The sequence below is a fragment of the Lysobacter sp. GQ73 genome (genome assembly GCF_059758755.1).
The window spans coordinates 1044400-1069626 of sequence record NZ_JCAXEE010000002.1; the positions used below are offsets into that span (position 1 = coordinate 1044400).

Genomic DNA, 25227 nt, shown 5'->3' on the forward strand with positions numbered 1-25227 from the left:
GGCGAAAGCGAAAGCACGGGCAATGGAGAAAGCAAGGCAAGGCGCCCCCTCCCGCTCTTCGACGAAAGGGGCCAGGGGAGATTTGCCGCTGTCGTCGCTGTCGTCGCCCTCGCCGCCGTCGCTCCGAGTCCCGGCCTCAACCGGAGCTCAAGCCGCCGGCGCCACCGGGAACAGCACCCGCACTTCGAATCCGCGGCCTGGGCCGCGCGGGTCGTCGGCGCCGCGCTCCAGGCCTTCGCCGCATTCGATGCGGGCGCCATGGGTCTGGGCGATGCGGGCGACCAACGACAGGCCGATGCCGCTGCCGCCGTCCGGGCTGCCGGGCGCGCGGTAGAAGCGGTCGAAGATGCGTTGGCAGTCGTCGACCGCGACGCCGGGGCCGTTGTCGGCGACGCACAGCGCGACCGCACCGTCGCCTTCGGCATGGCAGGAAACCGCGACGGTACCGTCGGCGCCGGCATGGCGTACCGCGTTGTCGATCAGGTTGCGCAGCAGGATGCCGAGCTGGTCGACGTCGCCGAGCAAGCGGGTCGGTTCGGCGCGCAGGGTGATGCGCTGGCGGCGTTCGCGGGCGAGCGTCTCGAAGTCGCGGATCACCAGCACGATCAAGTCGGACAGATCCAGCGGCGCCAGCCGCACCGATTCTTCGCCGGCATCGAGCCGGGCCAGGTCGAGCAACTGCTCGGACAGGCGCGCGCTGCGTTGCACGCCGGCGCGCAAGCGCAGCAAGGCGGCGTTCTTTTCTTCCAGGGTGTCGGCGCGCAGGGCCAGCTCGGCATGGGTGCTGAGCACCGCCAGCGGCGTACGCAATTCGTGGGCGGCGTCGGCGATGAACCGGCGCTCGTGCTGGACCGCGGTGTCGACGCGTTCGAGCTGGCTGTTGAAGGCGTCGACCAGCGGCCGGAACTCGTTCGGCAACTCGGCGCTGGGCAGCGGCGTGAGATCTAGCGGCGGGCGCTCGCGCAGGGTGTCGCGCAAGGTCGTCAGCGGCCGCAGCGAACGGCCGATCACCATCCACATCGCCAACCCGAACACCACCAGGATCAAGGCCGCGGCGAGCAGGCTGCCGAGAATCCAGCCCTGCAGTTCCTGGATCGCCATCTGCTTGGTGCGGCCGACCTGCACCACCAGGCCGCGCAGGGGGTCGGTGAGGCTGTAGACCTGCCAGCGCTCGCCGTGGATCTCGCGGCGGGCGAAGCCGTCGCGGAAGTCGGGCTTCAACGGCTCCAGCGGCGCGGCCGCCGAATACACCACGTTGCGGCCCTGCGCCCACACCTGGAAGCTCATCTTGCGATCGGCCTCGACCGGCACGGTGACCCGCTTCGGGTCGCGCGAGGGCAGCCGCTCCAATCCCTCCGGCATCGACGCCAGCACCTGCTCGGCGATCTCGCGCAGCGAGTTGTCGAGAAAACCGGTGTGCTCGCGGCCGAGCTGCCAGATCTGGCAGCCCATCCATACGAACCAGGCCAGCAGCACGCTCTTGATCAGGACGAAGGTCAGGCGCCAGCGCAGCGAGCGGGTGCCGCGGCAACGCTTGTCGGCGACAGCCGCGGGCGCAGCAACCGCGGACGCGGCAGCCGCAGGCTTCGCGGGTGCGGGCGCGCTCATGCCGCCCCCGCGCCGACGCGATAGCCGTAGCCGTGCACGGTCACGATCAGGTGTTCGCCGAGCTTGCGCCGCAGCTGGTGCACGTACACCGCGATGGTGTTGCTTTCGATGGTGCCGGAGCTGCCGTACACGGCTTCCTCGAGTTGCTCGCGAGTGACCACCCGGCCCTGGCGTTCGAGCAGCAGCATCAGGGTGCGGAACTCGTGCCCGCTCAGCGCGACCGGTTCGCCGTCGCGACTGACCAGGCGCCGCGCCGGGTCGAGCACCACCGTGCCGCAGCTCAGCACCGGCGAGACCCGGCCCTGGCTGCGCCGCATCACCGCGCGCAGGCGCGCGCACAACTCGTCGAGCTGGAACGGCTTGACGATGTAGTCGTCGGCGCCGGCATCGAGCCCGGCGATGCGTTCGCTGAGCTTGTCGCGCGCGGTCACGATCAGCACCGGGGTCGCGTCGTAGCGGCCGCGCAGGGTCGCCAGCACGCCCAGGCCGCTGCCGCCGGGCAGGCCGAGATCGAGCAGGACCGCATCGAAGTCGTGATCGACCAGGGCGGTCTTCGCCAAGGGCGCATCGGCGACCCAGTCGACCCGCCAACCGTCGTGCATCAGGCCCGCGCGCACCGCCTCGGCGAGCATCGCGTCGTCTTCCACCAGCAGGATGTTCATGCCTCGCCTTGCGTCACCTTGTCGCATCGCCAGCCGCACAGTGCGCCGGCACGATTAAAAACTTCTTAAAAGCAGGCGCGCAGGATGCGCTGCATTCCGGTCAGGAGCCTCGCCATGCCCGCCCCGCCGTTCTTCGCCGCCCGCAGCGGCGCTCCGCGCGCATCGCCGCCGACGATGCTACCCCCGCCGCCGGTGCCGATCGACGCACTCGCGTCGCGGCCGCGAACCCTGCGCAGCGCCGACGCCCCGCTCCCTGACGCCTCCTTTCCCTCCCCCTCCCGGAACCCGCCGCCCATGAAACCCCAGCCTGCCGCTCCCGACCCGACCGCCCCCGCGCCCCGGACCCTGGCCGGCCTGGTGGTCCGCCCGGTAGTGCGCGAAGACGCCGCCGTGCTGATCGAGCTGTGCAACGAACACGCCGAGCAGCTCGCCCTGGAACGCCGGCCCTACGGCCCGCCGCGCAACGATGCGCTGGAGCTGATGGAAGTGCTGTTCGAGCCGCCGTTCGGCGCCTGGGCCTGGATCGCCGAGGTCGACGGCCTGCACGTCGGCTACGCCAGCGCCACCGCCGGCTTCTCGATGCTCGAACGCGCCTATTGCCTGCAGCTCGACGACCCTTACCTGCGCGCGCCGTGGCGGGGCCGCGGCATCGAGGCCGAGCTGTTCCGCCAGGCGCTCGACGCGGCGCGCCGGTTCGGTTGCCTCAACCTGCAGTGCCAGTCGCCGCTGTGGAGCGAGGCCGCGCGCGAGGCCGATGCCCCGGTGCGCGCACTGCGCATGGACGCGATGCGCTACGTGGTGCGGATGGACAGCGAGACCGCCGCGGCCTGAGCGCGAGGTTCCGCTCAGTCGCGGTCCGGTGAGCGTTCGAACAGGTCCGACTGGACGGCGCCGTCCTCGTCTTCGGCGAAACCCGACAGGCCGACGCCGACCAACCGGAACAGGGTCTGCGCCGGCAGCTCGACCCGCGCGCGCAGCGCGCAGGCGATGTCGGCCAGCTCGGTCTCGTCGGCCGGCGGATGCGCCGCGGTCAGGCTGCGGGTGAGGATGCGGAAGTCGGCGGTCTTGAGCTTCAGCACCACGGTGCGGGCGACCCGCCCCGGGCTGCGCTGCAGTTCGCGTCGATAGCCGGCCCAGGTCTTGGCCGCCAGCCGGCGGATGTCGGCCTCGACCTGCTCCAGCGGCAGGTCGCGCTCGAAGGTGTCCTCCGAAGACACCTGCAGGGTCGGCCGCTCCGGTTCGACCGCGTTGTGGTCGATGCCGAGCGAGAGTTCGTGCAGGCGCCGTCCCCAGCGGCCGAAACGCTGCTCCAGTGCGAGCGCGCCGAGCGCGCGCAGATCGGCGACCACGCCGACGCCGAGTTCGGCGAGCTTGGCCTCCATGACCTTGCCGACCCCGGGCAGGCGCCCGACCGGCAGCGGCGCCAGAAAGGCCTCGACCTGGTGCGGGCGGATCACGAACAGCCCATCGGGCTTGCGCCAGTCCGAGGCGATCTTGGCCAGGAACTTGTTCGACGCCACTCCGGCCGATGCGGTCAGCCGGGTCTCTTCGCGGATCGCCGTGCGGATCGCCTCGGCGGTCGCAGTGGCCGAGGGCAGGCCGGTCTTGGTGGTGGTGACGTCGAGATAGGCCTCGTCGAGCGACAAGGGTTCGATCAGGTCGGTGTGGCGGGCGAAGATCTCGCGCACCTGGCGCGAGACCGCCTTGTAGCGCGCGAAGTCCGGCGGCACGAACACCGCGTGCGGGCACAGGCGCTCGGCGCGCACCGCCGGCATCGCCGAACGCACGCCGAACTTGCGCGCCTCGTAACTGGCCGCGCACACCACCGAACGCGCGCCGCGCCAGGCCACCACCACCGGCTGGCCGCGCAGCTCCGGCGCATCGCGCTGCTCGACCGACGCGTAGAACGCGTCCATGTCGACGTGCAGGACTTTGCGGCTGGGCGCGGTTTCGGACACGGCACCGGGGCAGGCGGACGAACGCGCCATGGTAGCGCCTCGTCGCCTGCCCGCTTGCGCCGGATCGGGCGGATCGCCGCGACGGTCAGAGCGGCTGGAACAACACTTCCAGCTGGTCGACGCTGTTGAGGCCGGCGCCGTAGGTGCCGTCGCCCTGATCGGATTGCCCGGCGTTCGGCAGCGCGTCGACCAACGCGGCGAAAGCGTCGGGAACATTGTCCTGCCATAGCGCGATCTGGCCGACGATGGATTGATTCTCCGGGAAGCCGGCCAGCAACGCGGTTACGGTGGGCACGTCGGCGGCGGTGAACTGCTGGTCCTGGTCGTTCACCATCACCAGATGGATGCCGATGATCTCGGTGGCATCGACATTGCTGGCGACGATGCCGATGCAGGAAGTGAAGTTGCCGAACTGCACCGTCGGCACGGGCTGGCCGTTGACCGGCAGAATCGCCTGCGCGCTGGCCCACTGGCATTCGCCGATGTCGAGCGGCGTGCGGCAACGAGTGATCTGATAAGGCATCTGAAGTCTCCTGTGGGTGAGACGCAGCGGATGCCGCGCCAGCGTTCCTTCTAGCGGCCCCGGCCGCGGCGCGATATGCGGACGCGGTCCGCAGCGCGGCATCGCGTCGGTTCCGGCATCGCGAGGGCTATGGCATCGCAAAGGCTTCGGCATCGCGTCGGATCCGGCGCGCAAACGCCGCCTGCGTCGCGGATCGCCCTGCGCACCGCCCTCGCCGCTTCACGGCCGCGCGCCGGCCGCGTTCTGGCGGACATGACTATCTCTCTACGCACACACGCCGAGGAAGCGGCCGTCGATTCGCATCCCTGCTTCGCCGGCCTGCCGGAACCGGAATCGGCCGAGTTCGAGGCCTTGTGCCGCTTCTGCGAAGAGCACCGGATCGAGGTGCTGTCGTCGCTGCCCTGGGTCGCGGCCGAGATCGCCGCGCTCGAAGGCTTCGACGCCATGCTGCGGCTGGTGCGCCGCCACGGCGGGCGCCGGCTGTACCTCTCGCGCAGCCGCAACGCGTGCTCGACCCGGCTCGGCGTGGCCCTGGACCCGCTCACCCATCGGCGCCTGCTCGACCGCGCCAGCGCCGCCGGCACCATCGAGATCCCTTCGGCCTGGGGCGTGTTCGTCGGCCTGCGCCGGGTCGGCATCCGCGCCGCGGTGCGCGCCGGGCGCAGCCAGCGCGAGGTCGCCCAGACCTTCGGGGTGACCGAACGCCACCTGCGCCGCGAGGCCGACAACCTGCGCCCGGACGGACTGCGCGCCGACTGACCGGGGCCGGATCGGCCGCGCGGCGCCGGCCCGACTGCGCCGCGCGCGCGGCATCGGCGACAATGGCGCCCCTTGCCTGCCACCGCCCTCCGCCATGTCCGCCACCTCCCCCGTGCCCAGCTCCATCTCCCTGACCCGCTACCTGATCGAAGAACAACGCGCCGGGCGGATCAACCCCGACCTGCGCCTGCTGATCGAAGTCGTCGCCCGCGCCTGCAAGACCATCTCGATCGCGGTCGGCAAGGGTGCGCTCGGCGGGGTACTCGGCGAAGCCGGCAACCCCGGCGAGGCCCGCATGAACATTCAGGGCGAGGCGCAGAAGAAGCTCGACGTGCTCAGCAACGAGATTCTGCTCGAAGCCAATGCCTGGGGCGGCCACCTCGCCGGCCTGGCCTCGGAGGAGATGGACACCTCGCACCCGATCCCCGACGTCTACCCGCGCGGCAACTACCTGCTGCTGTTCGATCCCCTCGACGGCTCGTCCAACATCGACGTCAACATTTCGGTCGGCACGATCTTCTCGGTGCTGCGCTGCCCCGACGGGGTGACCCAGGCCGCCGACAAGGACTTCCTCCAGCCCGGCACCGAACAGGTCTGCGCCGGCTACACGACCTATGGCCCGAGCACGATGCTGGTGCTGACCATCGGCAACGGCACCCACGCCTTTACCCTCGACCGCGAAGTCGGCAGCTTCGTGATGACCACGCGCAACATGACCATTCCCGAGGAAACCAAGGAGTTCGCGGTCAACATGTCGAACCAGCGCCACTGGCAGCCGCCGATGCAGGCCTACGTGGCCGATCTGCTGGCCGGCAAGGAAGGCCCGCGCGGCAAGGACTTCAACATGCGCTGGGTCGCCTCGATGGTCGCCGACGTGCACCGCATCCTGACCCGCGGCGGCATCTTCAGCTATCCGCTCGACGCCAAGTGCGCCGACAAGGGCGGCAAGCTGCGCCTGATGTACGAGGCCAACCCGATGAGCTTCCTGGTCGAACAGGCCGGCGGCGCCGCCAGCACCGGCCGCCAGCGCATGCTCGAAGTGCAGCCGACCGGCCTGCACATGCGCGTGCCGGTGTTCCTCGGCAGCAAGGCCGAAGTCGAGACCGCGGTGCGCTACCACCGCGAGCACGACGCTGAACAGGCCTGAGCCAGGGCCTGAGGTTCACAGCTGAACAGGCGTGCCCTGCCGGCTTCGGCAGGGTGTCGCCGCGCCACCGTTCGCCGGGGGGACATCGGCCGTCCCCCGCGCGCGTCGTCGATGAACCCCAGGGATGAATCGATCGCGGCGGTGCCTAAACGCGCATCGCCGCCGATAGCGGTCGCCCGATGACCGGCTTTGCTTCGAGTGTGCGTTGGTAGTAACACTTGCAGTGTGTCGGCGCCTTGCGCCCACGGGGAACAGCGATGTCGAACAGTACTCGGCGCGACGTGGGAGGTCGCTACGCGGCCGGCGGCGTGGCCTCGCGCAAACTCGCCGCGGCGCGCGACTTCGCCGGCCGCGAGCTGCTTTACCTGAGTCCCGGCGGCGCCGGGCGCATGCACGCCCTGACCGCGCTGCAGACCCTGGGCTGGACCCTGCGCCGCGCGGTCGACGCGCGCGCCGCGATGCGCATGCTGTACGCCGACCTGCGTCTGCCGCATGCGGTATTGATCGACCTGCGCGAAGGCTTCGACGCGCGCGACCTCGACGAGCTCGGTCCGGCCTTGAGCGCGCACAACGCCGGCTGGATCGCCGGCATCGCCGCCGACCAGGTCGAAGATCCGGTCGTGCGCCGGCTGATCCGCGACTACTGTTACGACTACGTCACCCTGCCCTGCCCCGAAACCGTGCTGCATACGGTGATCGGCCACGCCTACGGCATGGCCGCGCTGGCCTGCGGCCACAGCGACGATGCCGGCTCGGGCTACGTCGACGGCCTGATCGGCGACAGCGAACCCATGCGCACCCTGGGCCGGATCCTGAAGAAGGCCGCCTCGACCGGTGCGCCGGCCTTCATCTGCGGCGAGACCGGCACCGGCAAGGAACTCGCGGCGATGGCGATCCACCGCCATTCGCGCCGCCAGCGCAGTCCGTTCGTGGCGATCAATTGCGGCGCGATTGCGCACCACTTGGTCGAGTCGGAGCTGTTCGGCTACGAACGCGGCGGCGTCGCCGGCGCGCAGCAGCGCAAGCCCGGCCGCATCGAGATGGCCCACGGCGGCACCTTGTTCCTCGACGAAATCGGCGAACTGCCGCTGGAAGGCCAAACCTCGCTGCTGCGCTTCCTCGAACAGGGCAGCATCGACCGTCCCGGCGGCCAGGAGCCGGTCAAGATCGACGTGCGCATCGTCTCGGCGACCCACCACGACCTCGAGCTCGCGGTCGCCGAAGGCCGTTTCCGCAGCGACCTCTATCACCGCCTGTGCGTGCTGCGCCTGCAGCTGCCGCCGCTACGCGAACGCGGCGGCGACATCGACCTGCTCGCCGACTACGCGCTGCAACGGTATGCGCAGGAAAACAGCCGCGGCCTGAAAGGTTTTTCGCCGTGCGCGCGCCATGCGATGCACCGCCACGCCTGGCCCGGCAACGTGCGCGAGCTGATCAACCGAGTGCGTCAGGCGGCGGTGATGGCCGAAGGCCGCTACATCACCGCCGCCGACCTGCGCATCGGTCCGGTCGGCGACGCACCGCCGATGACCCTGGAAGAAGCGCGCGACACCGCGACCCGCGAAGCGATCGAACGCGCGCTGCACCGCAACCGCCGCCGTCTCGGCGAGTCGGCGCGCGAACTCGGTGTGTCGCGGGTGACGCTTTACCGGCTGATGCAGAAACTCGGCATGCGCAGCAGCGAAGACGACGCCTCCGAGGAAACGCAGACCGCCTGAGCGCGCTGCGCATGGCCGCAACGCATCCGGCCCGCCGGCACCGGCGCATCGGACCTCCAGGCCGCCGCCTGCGCGCCTAGCGCTTGGCTTCTTCCAGCGAACGGCGCGGCAGGTCGATGGTGAACACGCAGCCCGAACCGGGAAGGTTGCGGACGCTCAGATCGCCGTTGTTGGCCAGGATGCTGCGGCGGGCGATCGACAACCCCAGACCCAATCCGCTGGTGTCCGCGCCGGCCTGGGAGAACGGCTGGAACAAGGCTTCCGCATCGCCCGGCGGCAGGCCGCCGCAACGATCCTCGACATCGATCAGGATGCGATCGGCCGCGGCATAGGCGTTGAGGACGATCTCGCTGCCGGGATGGGAGAACTTGAACGCGTTCTGCAGCAGATTGCCCACCGCCGACAGCAGCAGATCGCGGTCGGCATCGACCGCCAGCATCGGGTCGACGTTCGATACGGCCAGGCTGCAATTTCTCACCTGCGCTTCGAGCGAGGCCGACAATTTGATCTCGGCGATGAAATCCGACAGCGAGAACAGATGCTGATGCACCGGCATCCCCGCGGTCATGCGGACCTCGGCCAGCGATCGGTCGATCAGGTTGCCCAGGCTCACCAGGGCGCGATCGAGCACGCCGCCGGTGGCGCCGCCCAGGCCGACGTTGCCTTCCTTGATGATCGACAGCGCCAGCGTCGCGGTGCACAGGTGGTTGCGAAGCTCGTGAGCGAAGAAGCCCAGCTTTTCGTTCAGGGCGTCGACCTGCTGGCCGGCGAGGGCGAAATCGTGTTGATAGCCGAATTCGGTCACCGCGTTGGCGATCGCATTGTCGAGGCAACGATTGAGCGTCCTGAACTCGTCGATGTCGATTTGCACGCCGCGTTCCACCGCCAGGTCGGTGATGGCCTGGCACAGGTCGCCGTAATCGTGGACGACCTCATCGATGCTGAAACCGTGAGCCAGCAACTCCTTGCCGTGCAGCGCCGCGGTTTCGCCGATCTCCGACAACGCGGGCTGGCCTCCGCCGGTGGGCCCCGACACCTTGCGGCTGCGCGCAGGCTCGGAAGTCTGTTCCACCCGCAGGGTCTTGATGAGCTGCTCCAGGAATACGGTGATGCCGTGTTCCAGCTCCACTTCCGGCACGCCCGGCGGCGCGCGCCGGGCCACCTTGACCCGGCACCGGGCTATGAGCTCGGCGCGGTTCGATGTGAGGAACTCATGCATCATCCCGACACGATACGCGGCCCTCGTTCGGTCCGTTGGGGTGGCGGCCGGCCCGCGGGAGGTCGCAATCGCCTGCGGCCTCGGGTTGGCCGGAGCATCGCCAGGCCGCGCCCTGCGGCGATATTTGCCGCCCACCACGCATCGATTAAAATACTCTTTAAAATCAACCAACTACAATCGATACTAAGTCGGCGGCACCGGCTCCGACCGCCGCTTCGCACGCGTTTTGCGCCGACAGCGCCAGCCCGGCCGTGTCGATTCGCCGCCTCGCCGTTCGTCGGATGGATACCACCCCAAGCGACGGAGCACCGGTATGAGGATCTATTGGATCAGGGCCCAGGCGCCACGGCGGGTCCTGGCGCTGGTCAAGCACCTCGGCATCGACGCCGAGTTGATCGAAAAGGACCTGATGGCCGGCGAACTCAAGGCCGCCGACTATGCCGCGCTCAATCCCAACTGCAAGGCGCCGACTCTGGTCGACGGCGAACGCGTGCTGTGGGAGTCCTCGGCGATCATGGCCTACCTGTGCATCAAGCAAGGCTCGGACATGTGGCCGGCGCACTGCCCCGACGAACAGGTCGAGGTGTTGCGCTGGCTGTCGTGGAACGACTGCCACTGGGCCGAGGCGGTGTCGCCGTTCTACTTCGAACATGTGGTCAAGAGCACCTTCGGCTTCGGCCCGCCGGACACCGAGTCGTTGCAGGGCGAGGCCGCGCGCCTGGCGAAATTCGCTCGCGTGCTCGATGCGCATCTCGCCGATCGCCGCTACATCGCCTGCGGCCGGCTGACCATCGCCGACTTCCAGCTCGCCTCGATGGCGGCTTACTGGCGCGAGTCGCAGATGCCGTTCGAACCCTACGCCCACATCCGGCGCTGGCTCGACGAGCTGATGCGCCTGCCAGCCTGGGCCGATCCCTGGCCGAGCGAACACCCGCCGGTGGCGGCAGGCTGAAAGCGGTGCCGATCGAGGCTGGCTACTGTGGTTAGGCGTCTTCGAAAAATCGGGACGGAGGCCTCCCACCTCCGCCCCGACGCGAGCGCCGTCGAACCGACGACACCGGACTGGGCATTCGAGATGGAACTCGGCGCCGGCGTGACATACGGAGCCGCGCGAGAGTCGCGACAAACCCGGTAAGTTATTGAATTATATTATTATTTTCCGTTCCATTGCCGTTGCACCGAAGCGATCCGGCGAAAGCGGTGCGCCCGGGTTACCGCGGCGGCGAACCGGCGGCGCGCGCACTGCGATAGACCCATGCACGGCCTGATCCGGCGGCCGGCGGGCTCTCGGCGAAACCGTGTAAACAAGCACATCGACGCCGTCGCCTTTTTGCAACGCGCCTCGCGTGCGAGGATGACCGCCTTCCCGCGCCTGCCTTTCCCGCCATGTCACCGACGATCGACGCCCCGGACGATTTCATCGAGGTCTATCCCGGGGCCCTGACGCGCGAGCAATGCGCGGACCTGCGGCGCCGGTTCGACGCCAGCCGCGACAGCGAGCCGGGCCGGGTCGGCGGCGGCGTGTTGCCGGACCTCAAGGACAGCCGAGACCTGACCATCACCGGGCGCGAAGGCTGGAAGGACGTCGAGATCGCCCTGAATCTGGCGGTGTTCCGCGGCCTGCTGAGCTACCTGCGCCGTTACCCGCACACGATGATCGCGCCGCTGATGCTGGAAGCGCCCTCGGCCGACGGCAAGCGTCACCGCCTCACCCCCGAGCGCATGGCCGAGATGGACGACAATGCGCTGGCGCCGATCGCCCAGACCGTGTTCCGCCCGGGCTCGATCAACCTGCAGCGCTACACCGCCGACCGCGGCGGTTACCCGTACTGGCATTGCGAGCTGTATCCGCGCGACCCGGGCGGCGAAACCCTGCATCGGCACGTGCTGTGGACGATCTACCTCAACGACGGCTTCGAGGAAGGCGAGACCGAATTCCTGTATCAGCGCCGCAAGATCGTGCCGCGTGCCGGCGACCTGCTGATCGCGCCGGCCGCGTTCACCCACACCCATCGGGGCAACCGGCCCAAGGGCGGCGACAAGTACATCGCGACCAGCTGGATCCTGTTCCAGCGCGCCGAGCAGTTGTTCGGCGGGCGCTGAGCGCTCGAGGCGAGGCAGCTGCGTAGCCGGTTCCCCTGCGCGACCACGACGCGGGCCTGCGTCGAACGCAGGCGCCCGCCCCCCTTCGTCAAAGGGCGCGAATGATGCGGCAAGCTTGGTACAGGTTCGAAGCCCTTCGCTGTTCCCCCTCTGAGAGGGGCCCGGGGGATGTGTTGTCGGCTGCCAACGACCAGCCGCCGAATCAGGGATTGCGCGGGTGGTTCAGCACCAGCCAGTACAAGCCGACCTGCTTGACCGCCCAGACGAATTGCTCGAAATCCACCGGCTTCTGGATGTAGCTGTTGACCCCGAGCGCGTAGCTCGCCTCGACGTCGAAGGGCTCGGTGCTGGTGGTCAGCACCACCACCGGCAGGGTGCGGGTGGGCTCGTGGGCGCGGATCGCCTGCAGCACTTCGCGGCCGTCGACCTTCGGCAGGTTCAGGTCGAGCAGGACGATCGACGGCAGATCGTTGGGGTCGCGATCGGAATAGCGGCCGCGGGCGAACAGGTAGTCCAGCGCCTCGGCGCCGTCGCCCATCACCACCAGCCTGTTGGCGATCTTGGCCTCGTCGAAGGCGAGCCGGGTCAGCTCGACGTCGTCGGGATTGTCCTCGACCAGCAGGATTTCCTTATGCATCTGTGTTTTCCTCGCCCGCCGCAGCGACGGGCAACTCCACTATGAAAGTACTGCCCGCCCCGGGCTGCGAATGCGCACGCAGCTCGCCGCGGTGGCGCTCGGCCACGCGGCGCGCGATCGCCAGGCCCAGGCCGTGACCGCCGCCCTGGTCCGGCCCGTGCAGGCGCTGGAAGGGCTCGAACAGTTTGTGAGCATATCGCATGTCAAAACCGGAGCCGTGGTCGCGGATGCTCAGCTGCAGACGGCCCGCGACGGTTTCGCCGGCGACCTCGATGCGCACCGGCTCGACCTGGCCTTCGCGTTCGCAGGAGAACTTCCAGGCGTTGTGCATCAGCTGGTTCAGCATCAGCTTGAGCAGGCGCTCGTCGCCTTCGACCTGCAAGCCGGGCTGGACGGCGATTTCGCCGCGATGGCGCGGATCGGCGTCCTGCAGCTCGGCGCCGACCCAGTCGGCGAGCAGGCTCAGGTCGACCGGCGCCGTCCGCATCTCGGCGCGGGTCACGTGCGACAACTCGGTCAGCGCGGCGAGCAAGCCGGTCATGCGCGAGGCCGCGGCGCGGATGCGCCCCAGGTAATCGCGGTCGGTCTCGTTCAAGCGCTCCATCGCGCGTTCGCTCAGCAGGGCCGAGAAACTTTCGATCGAGCGCAGCGGCGCACGCAGGTCGTGGGCGACCGCATCGGCGAACAGCTGCAACTGCCGGTTGGAGGCATCGAGCGCAGCGCCGCGTTCCTCGATGCGCGCGCTCAGGGCGATGCCGGCTTCGCGCTCGCCGCGGATGTCGCGCATGTGCGAGATGAAATATTGCGGGGCGCCGGACTCGTCGCGCATCACCGCGATGTTGAGCTGCACCCAGACCTCGCTGCCGTCGCGGTGCACGTAGCGCTTGTGTTCGTCGACCGAGGCCAGGCTGCCGTTGACCAGCGCGCTGACCAGGTTGTTGCTGATCGCCAGGTCGTCGGGGTGGGTCACTTCGCTGTAGTGATGCCCGCGCAGCTCGTCTTCGCGGTAACCGAGCATCGCGCACAACGCCGGGTTGGTTTCCAGCCAGATCCCCTCGGTCGAGACGATCGCCATGCCGATGTTCGAGGCGGCCATGGCCTGCCGGAAACGGTCGTCGCCGATCTTGGAGGCCACTGCGGCGGTGGCATGGGCGGCGGCGGGCGTGGCGCGCGGGAGACTCATCGGTGCTGGGGCAGGGGGCTTCGGCGGATTATGTGACCGGGGAGTGTATCCGCCCGGCTCGTGACGGCACGGTGGACGGCCGAATACGGCGCCCACACAGCCAAGTCGAGCACAATGCCGGCATGGATTTCCCTCAGATCGCCTTCCTGCTGATCCTGGGCGCAGCGCTGTATTTGTTCATCAGCGAGCGCCTGCGGGTCGATGTGACCGCCATGCTGACCCTGCTGGCGCTGGTGCTGACCGGCGTGCTCGACGCCAAGCAGGCCTTGTCGGGCTTCGCCAGCGAACCGGCGATCATCGTCGCGGCGGTGTTCGTGATCTCCGGGGGCCTGGCCGCGACCGGCATCACCGAGCGCCTGGGCCAATGGATCGGCGACGCCTCCGGCAAGAGCGAGACCCGCGCGATAGCGGTGACCATGCCGGCGGTCGCGGCGCTGTCCTCGTTCACCCACCATGTCATGGTCACGGCGATGATGCTGCCGATCCTGACCCGCTTCGCCAAGGCGCGCGGGCTGTCGACCTCGCGCCTGCTGATGCCGATGTCGTTCGCCGCCTCGCTCGGCACCACCCTGACCCTGGTCAGCGCGCCGGCCTTCCTGCTCGCCGACAACCTGATCGAACGCACCGGCGCGCCGGGCCTGGGCATCTTCTCGATCACTCCGATCGGCCTGGCCCTGGTGGCGCTGGGGATGATCTACATGCTCGCCACGCGCTGGCTGTTGCCCAAGCGTGGCGGCGAGCACGGCGACGACGGCTATCTGCGCCTGGACCGTTACCGCACCGAGCTGCTGATCGTCGAAGGCTCGCGCTGGAGCACCCGGCCGCTGGCCGAATTGCAGAAGGCGCTCGGCGACCGATTCGTCCTCACCGGCTGGCTGCGCAACGGCCAGCGCCGCCAGGACCTCGGCCCGGGCAGCCCGCTGATCAGCGGCGACATCCTGCTGGTCGAGGCTTCGGCCGACGCGTTGGCCTCGCTGCACGACGACAGCGGACTCGATCTCAACGCGATCGCGCGCTTCGGCGGCGGCATCGAGGGCGACGGCGAGCCGCAACTGGTGCAGGCGGTGGTCGCGCCCGGCTCGGAATTCATCGGGCGCAGCGTGCGCGAACTCGATTTCGCGCGCCGTTTCCACGCCGTCATCGCCGGCCTGTGGCGTCGCCAGGGCGCGGTCGCGCCGCGGCTGTCGGACGCGCGCCTGCGCGAGGGCGACCTGCTGGTGCTGTGGGGCCGGCCCTCGCGGTTCGCCGAACTGGCCGCGCACCACGGTTTTCTGATGCTGGTGCCGTTCGCCGGCGAAGCGCGCCGGCGCATCCGCGCGCCGCTGGCGCTGGCGATCCTCGCCGCGACCGTGATCGCCGCGGCCACCGAATGGCTGCCGGCGTCGCTGGCGTTCCTGCTCGGCGCGGTGGCGATGGTGGCCACGCGCTGCGTCGATGTCGAACAGGCCTACCGCGAGATCGACGTGCGCATCTTCGTGATGATCGCCGGGGTGATCCCGCTCGGCGTGGCGATGGAACAGACCGGCACCGCGCAGCTCCTCGCGCAGGGTTTGTTGCACGTGGTCTCGGGCTGGTCGCCGCTGGCGGTCCTGCTGGTCATGTTCGCCTCCGCCGCCTTGCTGACCCAGATTTTGTCCGACGCCGCCACCACCGTGCTGCTCGGTCCCATCGCGATCTCCCTGGCGCAGTCGCTCGGCCTGCCGCCGACCCCGTTCGTGGTCTGCACCGCGCTCGGCGCGGTCGCCGCCTTCCTGACCCCGATCGGCCATCACGGCAACCTGCTGATCCTCGGCCCGGGCCAGTACCGCTTCAACGACTTCCTGCGCATCGGTCTGCCGTTGACCGCGATGATCGCGCTGGTCAGCGCCTGGATGGCACGGTGGCTGTGGCTGGGCGGGCCGTTGTGGCCGCTGTCGTCCTGACGGCCTCATGTCGCTTCGTCGCGTCGTGATCGCGGGGCGCGGCGGCCGCATCGTTCGATCGTGTCGACGAAACGTTTCAGCGTTGGATGTGGTCTTACCGGCGGGAGTCGCGATCGGCTCGCGATGGCGGGTAGGGAATTTCCTACCCCACGTTCGGCGGTCCACTGAGAGCAATCGGTCACAGCTTGCCTCAACTTAGCCAGGCCCCGGCAGCGCGACGAGTGCGTTGGCAAGGACGCCGCTCAGCAAAGGACTAGTTCGCCGCCTTGAGCAAGCGGTCCAGCTGGGCCGGGGCCCTTCTTCCTTTCGATTCCTCCGAATCCAGGCACGGTCATGCGTTACACGGTGCAACTGAGCGAATCCGACTATCAAGGCCGCCGACTGTCGTGCGACGTCGCCGACGAACACTTCAGCGATGCCATCCAGGCCTCCCATGCGGCCAAGACCGAGGCCTTCCACCTGACCATGCAGCTCGGCCTGCCGGTCGCGATCCGCATCTTCGAAGACAGCCGCATCTACCTGTCGCACATCATGCCGGCGCCGCGACGCTGAGCCTTCGCGTCTTCGGTCGCTTCCGCAACCCGAGGTCAGTGGTAGGAACGCGTGAGCTGCGACCACGGATGACGGTCAGCGGCGCAGGTGGCGGGTCACTGCGCGGTCGCGACTTGCGTCGCTCCTACCCCAGGCCTCATTCGGCGCTTCGAAGTCCTTTGTAGGAGCTGCGTGAGCTGCGACCGCGGGCTGGCGGCCGGCTGCGCAGGTACGGGCGACTGCGCGGTCGCGACTCACGTCGCTCCTGCAAAAGGACCTCCGGCCTCGGTCGGAGCTTCGAGGTCTCTGTAGGAGCTGCGTGAGCTGCGACCGCGGGCTGGCGGCCGGCTGCGCAGGTACGGGCGACTGCGCGGTCGCGACTCACGTCGCTCCTGCAAAAGGACCTCTGGCCTCAGTCGGAGCTTCCAGGTCTCTGTAGGAGCTGCGTGAGCTGCGACCGCGGGCTGGCGGCCGGCTGCGCAGGTGCGGGCGACTGCGCGGTCGCGACTCACGTCGCTCCTGCAAAAGGACTCTGGCCTCGGTCGGAGCTTCGAGGTCTCTGTAGGAGCTGCGTGAGCTGCGACCGCGGGCTGGCGGCCGGCTGCGCAGGTACGGGCGACTGCGCGGTCGCGACTCACGTCGCCCCTGCAAAAGGACTTCTGACCTCGGTCGGAGCTTCGAGGTCTCTGTAGGAGCTGCGTGAGCTGCGACCGCGGGCTGGCGGCCGGCTGCGCAGGTACGGGCGACTGCGCGGTCGCGACTCACGTCGCTCCTGCAAAAGGACCTCTGGCCTCGGTCGGAGCTTCGAGGTCTCTGTAGGAGCTGCGTGAGCTGCGACCGCGGGCTGGCGGCCGGCTGCGCAGGTACGGGCGACTGCGCGGTCGCGACTTGCATCGCTCCTGCATTAGAACCTGCCTCTTCTCGCGTCGGCAATGCGAAACCGTATCCGCAGCGCCATCGACCGCTTATCCGGCGTCCGGCGACACCGCGAAGTAAATACCATCGACGCTGCCGTTGAGGCCGCAGTACTCGGGGCCCCGCAGCGGTTTGCCGTCCGCGTCCAGGGCCTGCACACGCAGGGCGGCGCCTTCGCGGGTCAGCTTCAGGGAGCTGCCCCGGTCGTCGTCGACCTGCACTTTCAACTCCGCGCCGACGACGCGCCCGCTGCCGGCGGTGTCGCAAAGCCAACGTCCGTCGAGAGGGTGCGCGGCGTTGGCTTCGACCGTCAGCCGGCCTGCGCCATCATCGGCCACGTCGACGCCGCCGGCGACATTGCGCCAACGTCCGACCACGCCGGGCGGCGGGTTGCCGCGGATCTGCGACAGCGCGCGGGCGCGATCGTCGAGCAAGGCCTTCAGCGATTGCGTCCGGCTCGCCGGCGCGGCGGCGGCGTAGGCCGCATCGCGCACGCCGACGAACCAGCGCTGGTCTTCGCGCAGTGCTTTCGCGGACTGGGCATCGAGCGACTTGCGCAGGCGCTCGTAGGCGCGGCCGACCGCGGCGTCCGCGCGCGCCAGGCCGGCGTCCCTGCAGATCGCCTTCTCCACCGGTGCCGCGGCCTTGGCGCAATCGAACGAGGGTTTCGCCGGTGCGGGGGTGGATGCGAGCGCCGAAGCCGGCAGCGCGAGCGACACGGCCAGCAGGACGGAAGAGGCGAGGGCGGGGACGGTCACGGCGGCGGGTCCTTGGCTGCGCGGGGCTGAGCAATGCTCGCTTACCCTGCTTTCGGTAAGGCGTACGGACATTGTCGACCGTCTACACGAGGCTCGCCAGCCCAAGCGCCAGGACACTCCCGTCAACGTGCGATCCAGCGGCTTCGGCGCACGATGGCAACGAACCCCGGGGCACAGCGACAGCGCCGATATCCGCCAGCACTTGGCTCGTGCGCTGCCGCCGGACAGGCCGGCCAGCACCGGCAACGGCTGCGACGCCCCGCTGCCGCGAACGACTCAGCGCATCGCGGTCAGAACAAATCCAGCTGCGGGGTCGGCTTGCGCGGAGGCACGAACTGGCTGGTGTCCAGCGCCGGCAAGCGCCCGTAGCCATGCTTGCGCCAGGCTTTCTGGAAGCGTTGCCCGATCAGCTGAGCGAACGGGCCTTCGCCGCGCATGCGCTTGCCGAAGGCGCTGTCGTAGTCCTTGCCGCCGCGCATCTGCTGGATCAGGCTCATGACGTGCGCGGCGCGGTCGGGGTAGTGCAACTGCAGCCAGTCGCGCCAGACCTGCTTGAGTTCGTGGGGCAGGCGCAACAGCACGTAGCCGGCGGCGCGCGCGCCGGCCTCGTGCGCGGCGGCGAGGATCTGCTCGAGCTCGCCGTCGTTGATCATCGGAATCGTCGGCGCGACCATCACCCCGACCGGCACGCCGGCCTCGGCCAGGGTGCGCATGGCCTTGAGCCGCGAATGCGGCGCCGAGGCGCGCGGCTCCATTTTCGCCGACAGCTGGTTGTCCAGGGTGGTGACCGAGAAGTACACCGAGACCAGGCGCCGCCGCGCCATCGACGCCAGCACTTCGACGTCGCGCACGATCGAGGCGTTCTTGGTGATCATGCTGAAAGGGTGCGAGCAGGCGTCGAGCACTTCCATCACTCCTCGGGTGATGCGGTAGCGGCGTTCGATCGGCTGGTAGGCATCGGTATTGATGCCTAGCGCGATCGGCGAGCACTGGTAACCGGGGCGGGCGAGTTCGTTCTGCAGGCGCTCGGCGGCGTTGACCTTGGCGAACAGCCGGGTCTCGAAGTCGAGGCCCGGCGACAGCTCCAGATAGGCGTGCGAGGGCCGCGCGAAGCAATACACGCAGCCGTGTTCGCAACCGCGATAGGGATTGATCGACTGGCTGAAGCCGACATCCGGCGAATCGTTGCGGGTGATGATGCTGCGCGCGGTTTCCTCGCGCACCTGGGTGTCCGGCCGCGAGTCCGCGTCGGCCTCGCCGTACAGCGAGCCCCAGCCGTCGTCCTCGCCCTGCACGGTGGTGACGGCGTAGCGCCCGGCCACGTAGGACGCCGCGCCGCGTCCCTTGAATGCGCTGGGCTGGATCGAGAGCTGGGCTTTGCGTGCGGCGTCCATCCGCGCAGGCTACGCCGGGCGCGTCGCAGGTTTCGCGACGCGCCTGGATCGCTCGGTTGCGTCCGGGCCTCGTCAGCAAGCTGAACAGGCCTGCCGGCGCTTCAACCCCGCCGCGGCGCAACGGGCTCAGTCGATCGCGAAGCTGGTGCTGACCGAGGCGCTTACGCTGATCTGGCCGACCGAGATCGTCCCGCCGTCGGCCGCTTCGCCGCCGCCGCTGTTCTGCATGACGTTCTGCACCATCTGGCCGCCGCTCATGCCGCCGCCCCAGCGGCTGCCGCTGCGCCACCAGCCGCCGGCGTACGACTCGGACACGTTCAGCACCGGCCCACGGCGCACTCCGAGCTCGGCGGCCAGCGCATCGGCTTTTTCCTTCGCCGCCTGGATCGCCAGGGCCCGCGCGGCGTCGCGATGCTTGCGCAGCTGCGAGGTGCGGAATTCGATGCCGTGGACGTACTGCACGCCGCTGGACAACAGCCCGGTCAACACGTTCTCCAGCTCGCCGATCCGGGTCAGCCTGATGCCGATGCTCTTGCGCACGATGTAGATCTGCGGCTTGGTGGACGAGTAGTCGTACTGGTAACTCGGCTCGATGCTGATGAAGTCGGTCTGCACGTCCTTGTCGGGCACGCCGCTGCGCTTGAGGAAGGCCAGGGCCTTGGCGAGGTTCTCGTCGTTGCTGCGCTTGGCCTGGTCGAGCTGGGCGTGGCGCGACTCGACCCCGACGTCGAGCAGGATCAGGTCCGGCACGACCTTGATCTCGGCCGAACCCGATACGTTGATGCTTCGCGGCTCGGAGGCTGCGAACGCCTGGGTCGAGGGCAATACGAGCAGGGCGGCGATGAGGAACCGGTGGATCATGGGAGTCCTTCCTGTGGTTCGGGCGGGCGAAGCCGCATCCTACGTCGGCGGATCGCCGCCGGTCTTCGCCGGCAGCGGCGGCCGGCCGGCGATGCGGCGCTCACGCGGGCTATGCCGGCCCGGGCCGGCGGGCTAGCCTAGGCGCCGCACCGCCGTACCGGTGGCGCCGCTGCATCGATGGAGTCGCCCAACGTGCTGGACCTGCTGACCGACCTTTGGCGAGACCTGCTCGCCATTCCCCACCTCGGCCTGTACCTGACCGCCGGCTGGGCGGTGTACCTGCTCGGGCTGAGCTTCTGGATCGTGCTGCAGAAGCGCGAGCCGGTGGCGACGATCAGCTGGCTGATCAGCCTCGCGGCGCTGCCCTACATCGGCTTTTTGATCTATTACTTCTTCGGCCCGCTGCGCATCCACCGCCAGCGCCTGCGCCGGGTGCGTGCGCGCGCCTCGCTGCCGGCGCCTCCGGACGGACTGGCGCCGTCGCCGGAAGCGATCGAACTGGCCCGGCTCGGCCAGGCCACCACCGGCCTGCCGCCGACCACCGCGACCGACGTGCGCCTGCTGATCGACGGCGGCGCCAAGTACGCCGCCTTGCTGGCCGATATCGCCCGGGCGCGCGAGCACATCCACTTGGAGTACTACATCTATCTGCCCGATCGCACCGGCACCACGCTGCGCGACGCGCTGATCGAGCGCGCCCGCGCCGGGGTCAAGGTGCGGCTGCTGATGGACGCGGTCGGCTCCGGCCAGACCTCGCGCCGCTTCATCAAGCCCCTGCTCGACGCCGGCGCCGAAGTGGCCTGGTTCCATCCGATGCGGCTGCGCTGGTTCTGGCGCCGGCCGTGGCTCAACCTGCGCACCCACCGCAAGATCGTCATCATCGATGGCCTGGTCGGCTATACCGGCGGCATCAACATCACCGACGAGGAAGACGAGCGGCTGCGCGAGGACGCCTATCGCGATCTGCACCTGCGCCTGGAAGGCGACGTGGTGCGCGAGCTCGAACTGGTCTTCACCGAGGACTGGTGCTACGCCACCGGCCAGCCGCCGTTGAAACTGCGGCATCCGCCGCCGCGGCCCGGGCACGTCGCCTCGCAGGTGGTCACCTCCGGGCCGGATTCGCCGTGGGAGACGATCCATCGCGTCCACGTCGGCGCGATCCACGCCGCGCAGCGCCGGGTCTGGCTGGTCACGCCTTATTTCGTGCCCAGCGAGGCCGCGCGCATGGCCCTGACCTCGGCCGCGCTCGGCGGTCTCGACGTGCGCCTGCTGGTGCCCAAGCTCAGCGACAGCCGCCTGGTGACCTACGCGGCGCGTTCCTACTTCGACGAACTGCTCGACGCCGGGGTCAAGATCCACGAGTACGGCCCGCGCATGCTGCACAGCAAGGCGCTGCTGTGCGACGACAAGATGGCGATCATCGGCAGCGCCAACTTCGATCACCGCAGCTTCCGCCTGAACTTCGAGATTTCGGTGCTGTTCTACGACGAGCAGCTCGCCGGCGAGCTGGCGACCCTGATTCAGGAAGAGTGCTCGCGCGCACCTCGGGTGCGCCCGGACCGGGAGCGCTCGCTGTGGCGCTCGCGCCTGCCGGAGGCCCTGGCGCGGCTGGTCTCGCCGTTGCTCTAGCGGTTTGTGCCGCCGGTCGCATCCGCCGGCGGCCCCAGCTGCCGCCACGGCGGGTGCGCGCGCTACACTCGGCCTGGACCCGGCCGGGTCCATCCGTTCCGGCCCGCCACCGGACCGGGACCGGGCTTTTACGTCAGGGAGCACGCCGCAATGCCTTGGGTTTACCTGCTGCTGGCCGCCGCCGCCTTCGTGCTGGCGCTGAAAACCACTTCGCCGGGGATCCTGGCCGTCAGCCTGTTGGCCGCGCTCGGGTTCATGCTCGCCGGCGTCATGAGCTTGCTCGCGCGGCGCCTGGACAACACCAGCCGCGACGTGTCCTCGATCGTCGACCCGATGGAACTGCGCCGCCTGCGCGAACAGGCCGAGGCGCGCAAGCTGGCCGCGTCGTCGCAGTCGGAAACCTCGCCGAACTGATCGCCGCCGCACCGCACCGCGCCGCGAGTCCGGCCCGCGCCGGCTCGGCGGCGTCGGGCGTTAGCGCGCAACGCCCGACCACTCGCCGTGCCCGGCGCGGCGCGTTAGGCTTTGCGTCATGACCGCCCTCAGTGTCAACGTCAACAAGATCGCCGTGCTGCGCAACTCGCGCGGCGGCAGCGAGCCCGATGTGCGCCGCGCCGCGCAGGCCTGCCTCGATGCCGGCGCCCATGGCATCACCGTGCACCCGCGTCCCGATGCGCGGCATATCCGCACCGACGATGTCTATGCCTTGTCCGAACTGACCCGCGCGCGCGGCGTCGAATTCAACATCGAAGGCAATCCCTTCGCACCGCCGCGCGAAGGCTATCCCGGCCTGCTGGCCCTGTGCCGAGAGACGCTGCCGGCCCAGGTCACCCTGGTGCCCGACGGCGACGATCAACTCACCTCCGACCACGGCTTCGACTTCGAGCGCGACGGCGAACGGCTGCGCCCCTTGATCGCCGGACTGGCCGAGCTTGGATGCCGCGTCAGCGTGTTCGCCGACGCCGACCGCGACGGCATCGAGCGCGCCGCCGACCTCGGCGCCGCGCGGGTCGAGCTGTACACCGGTCCTTACGCCGAAGCCTTCGACGGGGGCGACCTCGACAGCACTCTGCAGATCTTCGCAGCCGCCGCCCGCCGGGCCCAAGCCGCGGGCCTCGGCGTCAACGCCGGCCACGACCTCAGCCAGGGCAATCTGGGCGCCTTCCTGCGCGGCGTCCCGAACGTCCTCGAAGTCTCGATCGGCCACGCCCTGATCGGCGAAGCCTTGTACCAAGGGCTGGACGCGACGGTGCGTGGGTATCTGGATGTGATCGCGAGGGCGCGTTGAGTCGTTTGTATCGAAGCGGCGCATTCGCGCCGGGGTAGGAGCAAAAGAAAGGCAACCAAAGAAGTTGCTTTTCTTCGAATCACCAGCCCGCACGAGCGATGCATCCGCGGGGATCTACGTGCGGGACATCCCTGTCCCGATGAAAAACGGCGCGCATCCCCTGCGCGCCGCCCTCCGGGTCTTCTAGGGCCTTCGCGAGTCCCAGGCGACGCAAAGCCAAGGCCACGAACAGGAAATCGGATAGCGGCGACGCCATCCCTGTAGGAGCGGCGTGAGCCGCGACCAGGGGACGCGCAGAGATAGCGAGGCCGTCGCCGTTCGCCGAAGCGGTGTGCTTATGCCGGGTAGGAGCGGCGCAAGCCGCGACATCGCTGCGCCGGTCTTGCGGCGCATCGGTCACGAAAGATCAGGACCTGGATCAGGTCAAGATCAAGATCAAGATCAAACCCAAAGCTTCCGCCACTAAAGCGGCGGGTTACTTTCTTTTGTCTGAAGCAACAAAAGAAAGGCAACCAAAGAAGTGGCTTTGTTTTGAATCACAGGCCCGCACGAGCGATGCATTCGCGGGGATTTTTCATACGGGACATCCCTGTCCCGATGAAAAACGGCGCGCGTCCCCTGCGCGCCGCCCTCCGGGTCTTCCGTTACCTTCGCGAGTGCGAGACGACGCACAGCCAAAGCAAAGGCCGCGGACGTACGCGACGTCACCATCCCCGTAGGAGCGAGGCAAGCCGCGACCACGTATCTGCGGCTGGCGGCGCAGGCGGTCCCGGTTGCGCGGTCGCGGCTTGCGCCGCTCCTACCCTTGAGCAGAGGCAACACGTCGGCCGTTACCGTTGCCTTAGAAAAGCTTGGCGCAGCTCCGATCTGCGGGAGCACCTGGAGACCCGGAGGGCGGCGCACAGGACGTGCGCCGTTTTCCCGCGGACGCATCGAACTCGCAGGGGGTTTCGTCAAGGAAGGCCTTTTCTTTGGTTATCTTTCTTTTGGGCCAGCAAAAGAAAGTAACCCGGTCGTGTCAGCGGACGGAAGCTTTGCAATCGATGTTGCTTCATCGCTTTGCGGCGAGAGGCGCCGTAACCGCCAGCTGCGCTGTCGCGGCTCACGCCGCTCCTGCAAAGACATCCCGGCTGCGCCGCGAGAATGAGGGTACGCGGTCGCGCCTTGCCTCGCTCCTACCCTGACGGGGTACCGTCGGCAACGCCGCGAGATTGAGGCGACGTGGTCGCGACTTACCTCGCTCCTACAGGACCTACGAATCAGAATCGTCGCGAAATCGAGGTGTGGCAGTTGCGGCTTGCGCCGCTCCTACTCCAAGAGCTCGGCGCGAAACCGGCATGGATACCCTGATGCGCCGAGGGCGGCGACCACGTACAGAACGAGCCGGCCGCCCTGCGGACGGCCGTCTCGGGTCGATCGACGCGAACGATCGATGCGCGCGCAATCCTCAACGCGTCGAGATATTGCTCAGGCCGCTGTCGCGCGCTGCGGAGATCGCATGGGCGAATCCCTGGTAGTCCGCATCGGCGTTCGCGCCGACTTCGAGCACGGTGTCCGGCGAGGCCTGCGCCAGGGCCTTCAGCGCGGCCGGCAACTCGCCGGCCGACAGGCTGCGGCCGTCGAGTTCGAAGCTGCCGTTCTGCTCGACGAGCAGGATCGCTTTCGGCGCCACCGGCACCGGTTCGTCGTGAGGAACCGGCAGGCTCAGGTCCAATTGGCCGGTCAGCACCGGTGCGGTGACCATGAAGATGATCAGCAGCACCAGCAGCACGTCGACCAGGGGCGTGACGTTGATTTCGGCGACGACCTCGCCGTTGCGGTAAGCGGGAGCGGAATAAGCGGAGCCGGCCATAAGCACCTCCATCCTGGGGCGGGACGCCCGGCTTGACGTTAAGCCCGTCACAGTTCGCCGCGCAAGAGGGGGGGCGGTCGCGGATAAAAAAACGCCGCCCGGTGGGCGGCGTTCTCACGACGGTAAGCGTCGGTTTCGCAAGAATTACTTCTGCACGAAACCGATCTTTTTCATGTCTGCGTTTTTGGCGTAAGCCAGCACCTTGGCGAGGATGCCGTATTCGGCGTCTTCGTTGGTGTCGATTTCTAGCAGAGGTTGATTGGTGGGATCGCGTTGAACCGTTTCCTTCATCATCCCCGGGATCGCCTGCAGCGGCGTGGGGTTGTCGTTCCAGAACACCTGGCCAGTCGCATCGATCCGCAGCGCGATCGGCGGCGGCGGTTCCTGCGTCTGGGGCGGCGGGTTCAACGTCGGTTGCGGCAGGTTGACGTCGATCGGGTAAGACACCGTGGGCGCGGTGACCATGAAGATGATCAGCAGCACCAACAGCACGTCGACCAGCGGGGTCACGTTGATGTCGGAGATCGCGCCGCTATCGGAGTTGTTGCTGAAAGCCATGT

The 25227-nt window shown here is 68.8% G+C and carries 24 protein-coding genes; 11 read left to right on the forward strand and 13 right to left on the reverse strand.

Annotated features, from left to right (window positions below):
- Nucleotides 1-147 precede the first annotated feature (147 nt).
- Both AC6CH2_RS09330 and AC6CH2_RS09335 read right to left on the reverse strand, forming a co-directional pair.
- Complete coding sequence (locus tag AC6CH2_RS09330; protein WP_498268986.1) at nt 148-1608, reverse strand: ATP-binding protein; 1461 nt, start codon at nt 1606-1608, stop codon at nt 148-150.
- Nucleotides 1605-2270 (reverse strand): response regulator, encoded by a 666-nt coding sequence (locus AC6CH2_RS09335; protein WP_498268987.1) that lies wholly within the window; start codon nt 2268-2270, stop codon nt 1605-1607. Before AC6CH2_RS09335 ends, AC6CH2_RS09330 begins: the two co-directional genes overlap by 4 nt.
- Nucleotides 2271-2564: 294 nt before the next feature.
- Here AC6CH2_RS09335 and AC6CH2_RS09340 point away from each other — a divergent pair, with 294 nt between their 5' ends.
- Entirely contained in the window at nt 2565-3101 is a 537-nt protein-coding gene (locus tag AC6CH2_RS09340) for a GNAT family N-acetyltransferase (RefSeq protein ID WP_498268988.1), read from the forward strand.
- Between the two features lie 14 nt (nt 3102-3115).
- Here the strand turns inward: AC6CH2_RS09340 and dinB are convergent, their stop codons facing one another.
- Together dinB and AC6CH2_RS09350 are read right to left on the reverse strand one after the other, a co-directional pair.
- Nucleotides 3116-4258, reverse strand: coding sequence for a DNA polymerase IV (gene dinB / locus AC6CH2_RS09345; protein WP_435395790.1), 1143 nt, complete (start codon nt 4256-4258; stop codon nt 3116-3118).
- Between the two features lie 55 nt (nt 4259-4313).
- Nucleotides 4314-4751 (reverse strand): hypothetical protein, encoded by a 438-nt coding sequence (locus AC6CH2_RS09350; protein WP_498268989.1) that lies wholly within the window; start codon nt 4749-4751, stop codon nt 4314-4316.
- 252 nt (nt 4752-5003) lie between these two features.
- Between AC6CH2_RS09350 and AC6CH2_RS09355 the strand changes: the two genes are divergently transcribed.
- The 3 genes from AC6CH2_RS09355 to AC6CH2_RS09365 all read left to right on the forward strand — a co-directional run bounded on the left by AC6CH2_RS09355 (nt 5004) and on the right by AC6CH2_RS09365 (nt 8375).
- Nucleotides 5004-5510 (forward strand): hypothetical protein, encoded by a 507-nt coding sequence (locus AC6CH2_RS09355; RefSeq protein ID WP_498268990.1) that lies wholly within the window; start codon nt 5004-5006, stop codon nt 5508-5510.
- Between the two features lie 94 nt (nt 5511-5604).
- Entirely contained in the window at nt 5605-6657 is a 1053-nt protein-coding gene (locus AC6CH2_RS09360) for a class 1 fructose-bisphosphatase (RefSeq protein ID WP_498268991.1), read from the forward strand.
- A gap of 257 nt (nt 6658-6914) precedes the next feature.
- Entirely contained in the window at nt 6915-8375 is a 1461-nt protein-coding gene (locus AC6CH2_RS09365) for a sigma-54 dependent transcriptional regulator (protein WP_498268992.1), read from the forward strand.
- A 76-nt stretch (nt 8376-8451) separates the two neighbouring features.
- Here AC6CH2_RS09365 and AC6CH2_RS09370 read toward each other — a convergent pair whose 3' ends face one another.
- The gene (locus AC6CH2_RS09370; RefSeq protein WP_498268993.1) at nt 8452-9537 is read right to left on the reverse strand and encodes a sensor histidine kinase; all 1086 of its coding nucleotides are present in this window, start codon (nt 9535-9537) and stop codon (nt 8452-8454) included.
- A gap of 370 nt (nt 9538-9907) precedes the next feature.
- Here AC6CH2_RS09370 and AC6CH2_RS09375 point away from each other — a divergent pair, with 370 nt between their 5' ends.
- On the forward strand, nt 9908-10546 hold the full coding sequence (locus AC6CH2_RS09375) for a glutathione S-transferase family protein (protein ID WP_498268994.1): 639 nt from the start codon (nt 9908-9910) through the stop codon (nt 10544-10546).
- Nucleotides 10547-10980: 434 nt separating this feature from the next.
- Nucleotides 10981-11697, forward strand: coding sequence for a 2OG-Fe(II) oxygenase (locus AC6CH2_RS09380; RefSeq protein WP_498268995.1), 717 nt, complete (start codon nt 10981-10983; stop codon nt 11695-11697).
- A gap of 202 nt (nt 11698-11899) precedes the next feature.
- Here the strand turns inward: AC6CH2_RS09380 and AC6CH2_RS09385 are convergent, their stop codons facing one another.
- A complete protein-coding gene (locus tag AC6CH2_RS09385; protein WP_031374300.1) occupies nt 11900-12334 on the reverse strand; it encodes a response regulator in 435 nt (144 codons plus the stop codon).
- Complete coding sequence (locus AC6CH2_RS09390; protein ID WP_498268996.1) at nt 12327-13517, reverse strand: sensor histidine kinase; 1191 nt, start codon at nt 13515-13517, stop codon at nt 12327-12329. Before AC6CH2_RS09390 ends, AC6CH2_RS09385 begins: the two co-directional genes overlap by 8 nt.
- 122 nt (nt 13518-13639) lie before the next feature.
- Between AC6CH2_RS09390 and AC6CH2_RS09395 the strand changes: the two genes are divergently transcribed.
- Nucleotides 13640-15439: an SLC13 family permease gene (locus AC6CH2_RS09395; protein ID WP_498268997.1), complete on the forward strand. Its 1800-nt coding sequence runs from the start codon at nt 13640-13642 to the stop codon at nt 15437-15439.
- A 333-nt stretch (nt 15440-15772) separates the two neighbouring features.
- On the forward strand, nt 15773-15991 hold the full coding sequence (locus tag AC6CH2_RS09400) for a hypothetical protein (protein WP_498268998.1): 219 nt from the start codon (nt 15773-15775) through the stop codon (nt 15989-15991).
- A gap of 944 nt (nt 15992-16935) precedes the next feature.
- Here AC6CH2_RS09400 and AC6CH2_RS09405 read toward each other — a convergent pair.
- The 3 genes from AC6CH2_RS09405 to AC6CH2_RS09415 all read right to left on the reverse strand — a co-directional run bounded on the left by AC6CH2_RS09405 (nt 16936) and on the right by AC6CH2_RS09415 (nt 19898).
- Nucleotides 16936-17643, reverse strand: a complete 708-nt coding sequence (locus AC6CH2_RS09405; RefSeq protein WP_498268999.1) for a lysozyme inhibitor LprI family protein — start codon at nt 17641-17643, stop codon at nt 16936-16938.
- A gap of 290 nt (nt 17644-17933) precedes the next feature.
- On the reverse strand, nt 17934-19037 hold the full coding sequence (locus AC6CH2_RS09410; protein WP_498269000.1) for a PA0069 family radical SAM protein: 1104 nt from the start codon (nt 19035-19037) through the stop codon (nt 17934-17936).
- Nucleotides 19038-19163: 126 nt separating this feature from the next.
- Nucleotides 19164-19898 carry an SIMPL domain-containing protein gene (locus AC6CH2_RS09415; RefSeq protein ID WP_498269001.1) on the reverse strand — a complete coding sequence of 245 codons (735 nt, stop codon included), beginning with the start codon at nt 19896-19898 and terminating at the stop codon, nt 19164-19166.
- A gap of 177 nt (nt 19899-20075) precedes the next feature.
- Here AC6CH2_RS09415 and cls point away from each other — a divergent pair, with 177 nt between their 5' ends.
- The 3 genes from cls to AC6CH2_RS09430 all read left to right on the forward strand — a co-directional run bounded on the left by cls (nt 20076) and on the right by AC6CH2_RS09430 (nt 22815).
- Nucleotides 20076-21527, forward strand: a complete 1452-nt coding sequence (cls, locus tag AC6CH2_RS09420) for a cardiolipin synthase (RefSeq protein ID WP_498269002.1) — start codon at nt 20076-20078, stop codon at nt 21525-21527.
- Between the two features lie 150 nt (nt 21528-21677).
- Entirely contained in the window at nt 21678-21941 is a 264-nt protein-coding gene (locus AC6CH2_RS09425; RefSeq protein WP_435395726.1) for a hypothetical protein, read from the forward strand.
- Between the two features lie 118 nt (nt 21942-22059).
- Nucleotides 22060-22815, forward strand: a complete 756-nt coding sequence (locus AC6CH2_RS09430) for a pyridoxine 5'-phosphate synthase (protein WP_498269003.1) — start codon at nt 22060-22062, stop codon at nt 22813-22815.
- Between the two features lie 953 nt (nt 22816-23768).
- Here AC6CH2_RS09430 and AC6CH2_RS09435 read toward each other — a convergent pair.
- From AC6CH2_RS09435 to AC6CH2_RS09445, 3 genes are all read right to left on the reverse strand, one after another.
- Nucleotides 23769-23921: a hypothetical protein gene (locus tag AC6CH2_RS09435; protein ID WP_498269004.1), complete on the reverse strand. Its 153-nt coding sequence runs from the start codon at nt 23919-23921 to the stop codon at nt 23769-23771.
- A gap of 341 nt (nt 23922-24262) precedes the next feature.
- On the reverse strand, nt 24263-24667 hold the full coding sequence (locus AC6CH2_RS09440) for an ExbD/TolR family protein (RefSeq protein WP_498269005.1): 405 nt from the start codon (nt 24665-24667) through the stop codon (nt 24263-24265).
- Between the two features lie 144 nt (nt 24668-24811).
- Nucleotides 24812-25225 carry an ExbD/TolR family protein gene (locus AC6CH2_RS09445; protein WP_057916050.1) on the reverse strand — a complete coding sequence of 138 codons (414 nt, stop codon included), beginning with the start codon at nt 25223-25225 and terminating at the stop codon, nt 24812-24814.
- Nucleotides 25226-25227 lie beyond the last annotated feature (2 nt).